This window comes from Pseudomonas sp. PS02303 (assembly GCF_029959925.1).
Taxonomy (GTDB): domain Bacteria; phylum Pseudomonadota; class Gammaproteobacteria; order Pseudomonadales; family Pseudomonadaceae; genus Aquipseudomonas; species Aquipseudomonas mandelii.
In genome coordinates this window covers 1-8,815 of sequence record NZ_JASCOM010000242.1, presented here as the reverse complement: position 1 = coordinate 8,815, position 8,815 = coordinate 1, and the positions used below count along the sequence as shown (strand labels likewise).

The 8,815-nt window shown below is 60.8% G+C and carries 7 protein-coding genes and 1 riboswitch; of the genes, 5 read left to right on the top strand and 2 right to left on the bottom strand.

Going from position 1 to position 8,815, the window contains the following annotated elements:
* Positions 1 to 135: 135 nt before the first annotated feature.
* On the top strand, positions 136 to 1,401 hold the full coding sequence (locus tag QMX98_RS28905; protein ID WP_282411757.1) for a sodium:proton antiporter: 1,266 nt from the start codon (positions 136 to 138) through the stop codon (positions 1,399 to 1,401).
* Here QMX98_RS28905 and QMX98_RS28900 read toward each other — a convergent pair whose 3' ends face one another.
* Entirely contained in the window at positions 1,402 to 2,289 is an 888-nt protein-coding gene (locus QMX98_RS28900; protein ID WP_077747243.1) for a formate/nitrite transporter family protein, read from the bottom strand.
* A gap of 182 nt (positions 2,290 to 2,471) precedes the next feature.
* Positions 2,472 to 2,876: a hotdog domain-containing protein gene (locus QMX98_RS28895; RefSeq protein WP_010466921.1), complete on the bottom strand. Its 405-nt coding sequence runs from the start codon at positions 2,874 to 2,876 to the stop codon at positions 2,472 to 2,474.
* Between the two features lie 189 nt (positions 2,877 to 3,065).
* A riboswitch (S-adenosyl-L-homocysteine riboswitch) is annotated at positions 3,066 to 3,168 on the top strand.
* A 23-nt stretch (positions 3,169 to 3,191) separates the two neighbouring features.
* Between QMX98_RS28895 and ahcY the strand changes: the two genes are divergently transcribed.
* The 4 genes from ahcY (at position 3,192) to QMX98_RS28875 (ending at position 8,667) form a co-directional block, all read left to right on the top strand.
* Entirely contained in the window at positions 3,192 to 4,601 is a 1,410-nt protein-coding gene (ahcY, locus tag QMX98_RS28890; RefSeq protein WP_077747242.1) for an adenosylhomocysteinase, read from the top strand.
* 191 nt (positions 4,602 to 4,792) lie between these two features.
* Entirely contained in the window at positions 4,793 to 5,638 is an 846-nt protein-coding gene (metF, locus tag QMX98_RS28885) for a methylenetetrahydrofolate reductase [NAD(P)H] (protein WP_010466919.1), read from the top strand.
* Between the two features lie 125 nt (positions 5,639 to 5,763).
* Positions 5,764 to 6,567 (top strand): transporter substrate-binding domain-containing protein, encoded by an 804-nt coding sequence (locus tag QMX98_RS28880; protein ID WP_010466917.1) that lies wholly within the window; start codon positions 5,764 to 5,766, stop codon positions 6,565 to 6,567.
* 222 nt (positions 6,568 to 6,789) lie between these two features.
* Positions 6,790 to 8,667 (top strand): DEAD/DEAH box helicase, encoded by a 1,878-nt coding sequence (locus tag QMX98_RS28875; RefSeq protein WP_282411756.1) that lies wholly within the window; start codon positions 6,790 to 6,792, stop codon positions 8,665 to 8,667.
* Positions 8,668 to 8,815: the final 148 nt, after the last annotated feature.

Genomic DNA, 8,815 nt, shown 5'->3' with positions numbered 1-8,815 from the left:
GGCTCGCTCCCACAGTGGATCTCCAGCGCACACAGATTCTGTGTACACCGAATTCCATGTGGGAGCGAGCCTGCTCGCGAAGAAACTGACTCGGTGCAACTGCCTTAAACCCCACCCCCCATCCAAGGTCCCCGGATGCTCGAACTTGTCGCTGCCTTTATCTGCCTGACCACACTCCTCACCTACGTGAATTTCCGCTTCATCGGCCTGCCTCCGACCATCGGGGTCATGGTCACCGCGCTGATGTTTTCCCTGCTGCTGCAAGGCCTGAGCTTGCTCGGCTACCCCGGCCTCGAAGAGCGCATTCAGCAACTGATCAGCCAGATCGACTTTGGCGATCTGCTGATGAACTGGATGCTTTCCTTCCTGCTGTTCGCCGGCGCCCTGCACGTCAACCTCAATGACCTGCGCAGCTACCGCTGGCCCATCGGGCTGCTGGCGACCTTCGGCGTATTGATCGCCACGGCGGTGATCGGCAGCCTCGCCTATTACATTTTTGCCCTGTTCGGCTGGCACGTGAGCTTCCTTTATTGCCTGCTGTTCGGCGCGCTGATTTCCCCCACCGACCCGATCGCGGTCCTCGGCGTGCTACGGACTGCCAATGCGTCCAAGCCTCTGAAAACCACCATCGTCGGCGAGTCGCTGTTCAACGACGGCACGGCCGTGGTGGTGTTCACCGTGTTGCTGGGCATTGCGCAACTCGGCGAGACCCCGACCGTCGGCGCCACAGCGATGCTGTTCGCCCATGAGGCGATTGGCGGCGTGCTGTTCGGTGGGCTGATCGGTTATCTGGTGTACCTGATGATCAAGAGCATCGAGCAGCATCAGATCGAGGTCATGCTGACCCTGGCGCTGGTGATCGGCGGCTCGGCCATGGCGTCGGAGCTGCATGTGTCCGCCCCCATCGCGATGGTCATCGCGGGTCTGATCATCGGTAACCTGGGCCGCAACCTGGCGATGAACGACATGACGCGCAAGTACCTGGACGGCTTCTGGGAATTGCTCGATGACATGCTCAACGCCCTGCTGTTCGCTCTGATCGGCATGGAGCTGTTGCTGCTACCGTTCAATTGGCTGCACGTGCTGGCGGCGAGTTTGCTGGCACTGGCGATTCTGCTTTCGCGCCTGCTGACGGTCGCGCCGGCCATCGTGCTGCTGCGGCGCTGGCGCACCGTGCCGCGCGGGACAATCCGGATTCTGACCTGGGGTGGTTTGCGCGGCGGTGTTTCGGTGGCCCTGGCCCTGGCCCTGCCGCTGGGCCCGGAGCGCGACTTGCTGCTGAGCATCACCTACATCGTGGTGCTGTCGTCGATCCTGCTGCAGGGTTTGAGCATCGGCAAACTGGTCAAGCACGTGACCCGGGATGAGCCTGCGCCAGCGGCACAGGCCGAGCATCACTGATTACTTTTTGCTCTTCTGCGGATCAGGCTCTGACGCCTGATCCGCCGTCTTCTTCGGCGGACCGCTCTCGCTGCGGATCTGCGCGTGGCTGATCAGCGCGAAGATGAAGCTGCCGCCGATGATGTTCCCCGCCAGCGTCGGCCCGGCGAACACCAGCCAGAAATCCTTCCACGGCAATTCGCCGGCAAACACCAGGTACGAGACCTCGGCCGAACCGACCACGATGTGGGTGAAATCCCCCAGCGCCATCAGGTAAGTGATGAGGATGATGATCCACATCTTGGCGCTCTCCATGGACGGGATCATCCAGACCATGGTGGCAATCATCCAGCCCGACACGATGCCTTTGGCGAACATCTGGCTGGCGTCGTTTTCCATGATCTTGCGCCCGATATCGAGGAAGGCCAGGTCGGTCTTGCTGTCGAAAATCGGCAGATGGAGCATCACGTAGGCCACGAGCAGCGTGCCGCAGAGGTTGCCGACCAGCACCACCGACCACAGGCGTAGCAATCGCCCGAAATTGTTCAGTGTGGGTTTGGTCATGATCGGCAGCACGGCCGTCAGGGTGTTCTCGGTGAACAACTGCTGACGGGCGAGGATTACCGCAAGAAAGCCAGCGCAATAGCCGAAACTGGCGATCACCTTGAAGCCTTCACCGTCCGGCAGTCGGGAATTGAGCAGTCCCATGGCCATCAGCGACAGGCCCATGGTCAGGCCGGCGGCGAGTGCCGACCACCACAAGGCGGCGACGCTGCGTTCGAGCTCCTGATCGCCCTGGGTGCGGATGATTTCATGCAGCACCGCGGCCCGCGGTGGCTGGTTTTTGTCGACGTCGTGCTGTTCTTCCGGCGACAGGTTTGGGGTCTTGCCGTCTTGCTTGATGTCCATAGCGCTCCGGAACAGGTGATGTGTCATGTAGGTACGACACGCGCGGCCCGGAGCTGTTCACTGACCGTCCAACGAAACTGGCTCTGTAGGAGCGAGGCTTTCCAGCGAAGGGTTCACCTCGGTATTGCTGGTGACACAAATGACGCCTTCGCGAGCAAGCTTCGCTCCTACGGGGGCTCGCATTACTCGCTGGCGACGTCGTCCTTGAACTGGTCTTTGACGTACTTGATCTCGGTCTGGCCGTGCGGCGCGGGCAAGCCGTCTTCACCCAGGTTGACGAAGACAATCTTATCCACCGTCAGGATGCTTTTGCGGGTGATCTTGTTGCGTACTTCGCATTTCAGGGTTATCGAGGTACGACCGAACTCGGTGGCAGTGATGCCCAGTTCGATGATGTCGCCCTGGCGCGAGGCGCTGACGAAGTTGATCTCGGAAATGTACTTGGTGACCACTCGCTGATTGCCCAGCTGGACGATGGCGTAGATCGCCGCTTCTTCGTCGAGCCAGCGCAACAGGCTACCGCCGAACAGTGTGCCGTTGGGGTTGAGGTCTTCGGGTTTTACCCATTTGCGTGTGTGGAAATTCATAGGGGGCTCCAGGTTTGAGGCGTTTGAGCGATAGAGTTCTGCCCCCAGCTTCAAGTTTTAAGCGCCAAGCTGCAAGTAAATGCAGATTCGCTGTTACTTGCCGCTTGTAGCTTGTCACTTGCCACTAGCCGGACAAAGGAAGCTATAATCGCCACCGATTTAAAACGGCTACTACCGTTTTCCCGCCACCTGTCCGAGGGGCGCTGCAGCAGGTTCGACCTGTCAGGCTCGGATGGGGCGTTGACTGGCCATGAGCGGCCGGACACTAAACGCACAACGGCGCCCATTCGCATACATTACGAATGGAGGCTCATCATGAGCGCTGTTATCACGCCTGCAGATTTTAACGATTACAAAGTGGCCGACATGTCCCTGGCTGCCTGGGGCCGTCGCGAAACCATCATCGCCGAATCCGAAATGCCAGCCCTGATGGGTCTGCGCCGCAAGTACGCTGGTGAGCAGCCACTCAAAGGCGCCAAAATCCTCGGCTGCATCCACATGACTATTCAGACTGCCGTGCTGATCGAAACCCTGGTTGCCCTGGGTGCCGAAGTGCGTTGGTCGTCCTGCAACATTTTCTCGACTCAAGACCAGGCCGCTGCCGCTATCGCTGCTGCCGGTATCGCGGTTTATGCCTGGAAAGGCGAAACCGAAGAAGAGTACGAGTGGTGCCTGGAGCAAACCATCCTCAAAGATGGCGCGCCTTGGGATGCCAACATGATCCTCGACGACGGCGGCGACCTGACCGAGCTGCTGCACAAGAAATACCCGGCGATCCTGGACCGCGTCCACGGCGTCACCGAAGAAACCACCACTGGCGTTCACCGCCTGCTGGACATGCTGGCCAAGGGCGAGCTGAAAATCCCGGCCATCAACGTCAACGACTCGGTGACCAAGAGCAAGAACGACAACAAGTACGGCTGCCGTCACAGCCTGAACGATGCGATCAAGCGTGGTACTGACCACCTGCTGTCCGGCAAGCAAGCGCTGGTCATCGGTTACGGTGACGTGGGCAAGGGCTCCGCTCAGTCCCTGCGTCAGGAAGGCATGATCGTCAAGGTCTCCGAAGTCGACCCGATCTGCGCCATGCAAGCCTGCATGGACGGCTACGAGCTGGTTTCGCCGTTCATCGACGGTATCAACAACGGTACTGAAGCCAGCATCGACAAAGCCCTGCTGGGCAAGATCGACCTGATCGTGACCACCACCGGCAACGTCAATGTTTGCGATGCAAACATGCTCAAAGCCCTGAAGAAGCGCGCTGTTGTCTGCAACATCGGCCACTTCGACAACGAAATCGACACCGCTTTCATGCGCAAGAACTGGGCATGGGAAGAAGTGAAGCCGCAGGTTCACAAAATTCACCGTACCGGCCCTGGCGCATTCGATGCCCAGAACGACGACTACCTGATCCTGCTGGCCGAAGGCCGTCTGGTTAACCTGGGTAACGCTACCGGTCACCCAAGCCGCATCATGGACGGTTCGTTCGCCAACCAGGTTCTGGCGCAGATCTTCCTGTTCGGCCAGAAGTACGCCGACCTGTCGCCAGCCCAGAAAGCCGAGCGCCTGACCGTTGAAGTACTGCCGAAGAAACTCGACGAAGAAGTGGCCCTGGAAATGGTCCGCGGTTTCGGCGGCGTTGTGACTCAACTGACCAAGACCCAGGCCGACTACATCGGCGTGACCGTCGAAGGTCCGTTCAAGCCGCACGCTTACCGCTACTAAGACAAAGCAGCTGCGAGCTTTAAGCTTCAAGCGGCAAGCAAGGTCAAAAGCCGAACTTGCCGCGCGAAGCTCGAGAGCTCTGCCCCTATTCCAAAACAGTTTCAGGCAGCAGGCTCCAGGCACAAGAGATCAGCGCACCTCCGCTTCTCTTGCAGCTCGCAGCTTGCAGCTTGTAGCTGGAGGTTCCCTCCATGTCCCAAGACCGTCGCTACAGCTTCGAGTTCTTCCCTACGAAGACCGACGCTGGGCATGAAAAGCTACTCGCCACTGCCCGTCAGCTGGCCACGTACAACCCCGATTTCTTCTCCTGCACTTATGGCGCTGGCGGTTCGACCCGTGATCGCACGCTCAACACCGTGTTGCAGCTCGAAAGCGAAGTCAAAGTCCCGGCCGCGCCGCATCTGTCTTGCGTTGGCGACAGCAAGGACGACCTGCGCGGCCTGCTGGCTCAATACAAGGCAGCCGGCATCAAGCGTATCGTTGCCCTGCGCGGTGACCTGCCATCCGGCATGGGCATGGCCAGCGGCGAAATGCGCCACGCCAACGACCTGGTTGAATTCATTCGTGAAGAAACCGGCGATCACTTCCACATCGAAGTCGCCGCCTACCCGGAGATGCATCCGCAAGCGCGCAATTTCGAAGACGATCTGAACAACTTCGTGCGCAAGGCTAACGCTGGCGCCGACAGTGCGATCACCCAGTACTTCTTCAACGCCGACAGCTACTTCTACTTCGTCGAGCGTGTACGGGCGATGGGCGTGAACATTCCGATCGTGCCGGGGATCATGCCGATCACCAACTACAGCAAGCTCGCGCGTTTCTCCGACGCTTGCGGTGCGGAAATCCCGCGCTGGATCCGCAAACAGCTGGAAGCCTACGGCGACGACACCCAGAGCATTCAAGGCTTTGGTGAGCAAGTCATCACCGAAATGTGCGAACGCCTGCTGCAAGGTGGCGCACCGGGGCTGCACTTCTACACACTGAACCAGGCTGAAGCGAGCCTGGCGGTGTGGAACAACCTGAAGCTGCCGCGCTGAAACAGTGCAGCACTCCAATGAAGGCTCTGGCGCAATCCAGGGCCTTTTTTATGGATTGCGCCTCGGGCCAGAGCTTCTGGATCCGATTTCTGGCTCTTTATGACTTCTCGTCGTAATCTCAAGCCATGCCTCTGATCGCACAGTTACTCACCGTGTTTCTATTCTCTTGCCTGAGCTTTGCCGCCCGGGGCGAGAAGCTGCGCATTGTCACCGAGCCGTGGGCGCCTTATGTCTATGAGGAAAACGGCAAATCCCTGGGCCTGGATTACGAAACCACGGCGATCGTGTTCAAACGCCTGGGGATCGAAGTGGACTGGCAGTTCCTGCCATGGAAACGCTGCCTGTCGATGCTTGAAACGGGCCAGGCGGATGGAGCGCTGGACATTTTTCACAGCGATGAACGCGACGCTACCTTGCTCTACCCCAGCGAACCGCTGTCGGAAGTCGAGTTCGTGATGTTCTACGCTAATGAGCGGCCCCATCCGTTCCGCACCCTCGACGACCTGAAAGGCCTGACCGTCGGCACCTCGCCGGGCTACCTCTATAGCAAGGATTTCAGCGAGTCGACTCTGTTCACCCGGGAGCCGGCGCCAACCCATGAAGCCAACTTCGGCAAACTGGTGCGCGGGCGGATCGACCTGCTGATCACTGATCGCCGGGTCGGGCAGCACTTGCTCGACGAATTGGGCATCCGCGACAAGATCACCGAAAACCCCACCGTCATCAGCCGCCAGAGCCAGTTTTTGGCGGTACGCCGTAACGCCGGCATGGATTTGCTGGTGCAGCGTTTCGGTGCCGAACTCAAGCGCTTCAAGCGCGAGCCCGCCTACGCTGAGCTCAGCGCCCGTTATGGCGCAGGCCCGGGGGTGCAAGCCGCCGCCACCACCACCGAAAAAACCGTTGAGCAGCAGGAAAGCGGCGCGCAGTGATTGCTCTGTTATACTCCGGCCTTCCCGCCAGGCTCACGCCCGGACGCTCGGACTTGTTCAAGGCATCTCGATCCGCTACAGCGCAGCTTTTCAGCCCGCGCGAGCGCTCCAGACGAGCTTTCAAGACCCAGCAGGACCGGACGGGATTGCGTTCCTCTTAAACGCCATTCGCGCCAGGCAAGACTCCCATTGGGCCAAGCCCTAACTAAAACAGGATTACTCATGTCCTTTGCTTCCCTCGGTCTCTCCGAGGCTTTAGTCCGCGCCATCGAGGCAGCGGGCTATACCGAGCCTACTCCGGTGCAACAGCGGGCTATCCCCGCCGTGTTGCAAGGTCGCGACCTGATGGTCGCGGCTCAGACAGGTACTGGTAAAACCGGCGGCTTCGCCCTTCCGATTCTGGAGCGGTTGTTCCCCAACGGTCACCCGGACAAATCCCAGCGTCACGGCCCCCGCCAACCGCGCGTACTGGTCCTGACCCCTACCCGCGAACTCGCGGCTCAAGTACACGAGAGCTTCAAGGTGTATGCCCGTGACCTGAAGTTCGTCAGCGCCTGCATCTTCGGCGGCGTCGGCATGAACCCGCAGGTTCAGGCCATGTCCCGTGGTGTCGACGTGCTGGTGGCCTGCCCTGGCCGCCTGCTCGACCTCGCCGGCCAAGGCAGCGTCGATCTGTCCCACGTGGAAATCCTCGTGCTGGACGAAGCCGACCGCATGCTCGACATGGGCTTTGTCCATGACGTGAAGAAGGTCCTGGCTCGCCTGCCGAGCAAACGTCAGAACCTGCTGTTCTCGGCGACCTTCTCCAAAGACATCACCGACCTTGCCGGCAAGCTGCTGCACAACCCGGAACGCATCGAAGTTACGCCGCCGAACACCACGGTCGAGCGTATCGAGCAACGCGTCTTCCGCCTGCCAGCCAACCACAAGCGTTCGCTGTTGGCGCACCTGATCACCGCTGGCGCCTGGGAACAGGTCCTGGTGTTCACCCGCACCAAGCACGGCGCCAACCGTCTGGCCGAGTACCTGGACAAACACGGCCTCAGCGCCGTCGCGATCCACGGCAACAAGAGCCAGAACGCCCGCACCAAAGCCCTGGCCGACTTCAAGGCCGGTGAAGTGCGCATTCTGGTAGCCACCGACATCGCCGCTCGCGGCCTCGACATCGACCAGTTGCCACACGTGGTCAACTTCGAGCTGCCGAACGTCGACGAAGATTACGTTCACCGTATCGGCCGTACCGGCCGTGCCGGTCGTTCGGGCGAGGCGATCTCGCTGGTCGCCCCGGACGAAGAAAAGCTGCTGAAAAGCATCGAGCGCATGACCAAGCAGAAGATTGCCGATGGCAACCTGATGGGCTTCGACTCCAGCGCTGTAGAAGCCGAGAAACCGGAAGTTCGCGAGCGTCCGGATGTGCGTAACCCACGCAACCCACGTGGCCCGCGCGGCGACGGCCCGAACGGCACCGGCGGTGGCGGCGGTCGTAAAGACAAGGGCAAGGACAAGGGCGGCAAGGAAAAAGCGCCCGCCACTGGCCGTGGCGATCGCCCGGCCCGTGAACACAAGCCACGCGAAGGCACCCCGGCTCGCGAGCAACAGCGTCCGGCTCCTCGTGCTGCCGCTGATCGTGCGCCGGACGAGTTCCTGGACGACGATATCGATAACTTCGGTAACCGCGTTGACTACGTGCCTCAAGCCAAACCGGCTCAAGGCCGTGGCCGCCGTCCGGGTGCTCCGGCACCAGGCGCGGCAGCCGGCGCAGGTGCTCCACGCACCGGCGGCAAGCCTCAGGGTCGCCAAAGCGGTCCGCGCAGCAGCGACGGCGCCACCACCGGCACGCCGCCGGCCAAGCGCAGTGGCCCACGTAACGGCGCTCCACGTGACGGCCAGGCCCGTCGTGAAGAGTCCCGCAACCGTCGTCCGGCTCGCACCGACGACCAGCCGCGTTCGGAACCGGCCGTGCAAAACCCGCGCGGCCCGGCACCGAAGATCATTCACAAGGAGTCGAAAACCGATCGTTTCCCGACTCCAGAGCAACTTGATCAACTGCCAGGCCGTCCACGCGGTGAGAAGCCAGCGTTGCTGACCCGCAATCGCTGATTTAGCACTGCCATAAAAAATGCCCCGGCTCTCACGACCCGGGGCATTTTTTTGGCCTGACGCAACCCCCTGTAGGAGCGAGGCTTGCCCGCGAAGGGGTCAACCGGATTTCTGTGGAGAGGCCGCTGGCGCTTTCGCGGGCAAGCCT

What these genes read in the sequence shown, in the direction of transcription:
- QMX98_RS28905 (WP_282411757.1), top strand. Translation starts at nt 136, where the DNA reads ATGCTCGAACTTGTCGCTGCCTTTATCTGCCTGACCACACTCCTCACC.
- QMX98_RS28900 (WP_077747243.1), bottom strand. Translation starts at nt 2,289, where the DNA reads ATGGACATCAAGCAAGACGGCAAGACCCCAAACCTGTCGCCGGAAGAA.
- QMX98_RS28895 (WP_010466921.1), bottom strand. Translation starts at nt 2,876, where the DNA reads ATGAATTTCCACACACGCAAATGGGTAAAACCCGAAGACCTCAACCCC.
- ahcY (WP_077747242.1), top strand. Translation starts at nt 3,192, where the DNA reads ATGAGCGCTGTTATCACGCCTGCAGATTTTAACGATTACAAAGTGGCC.
- metF (WP_010466919.1), top strand. Translation starts at nt 4,793, where the DNA reads ATGTCCCAAGACCGTCGCTACAGCTTCGAGTTCTTCCCTACGAAGACC.
- QMX98_RS28880 (WP_010466917.1), top strand. Translation starts at nt 5,764, where the DNA reads ATGCCTCTGATCGCACAGTTACTCACCGTGTTTCTATTCTCTTGCCTG.
- QMX98_RS28875 (WP_282411756.1), top strand. Translation starts at nt 6,790, where the DNA reads ATGTCCTTTGCTTCCCTCGGTCTCTCCGAGGCTTTAGTCCGCGCCATC.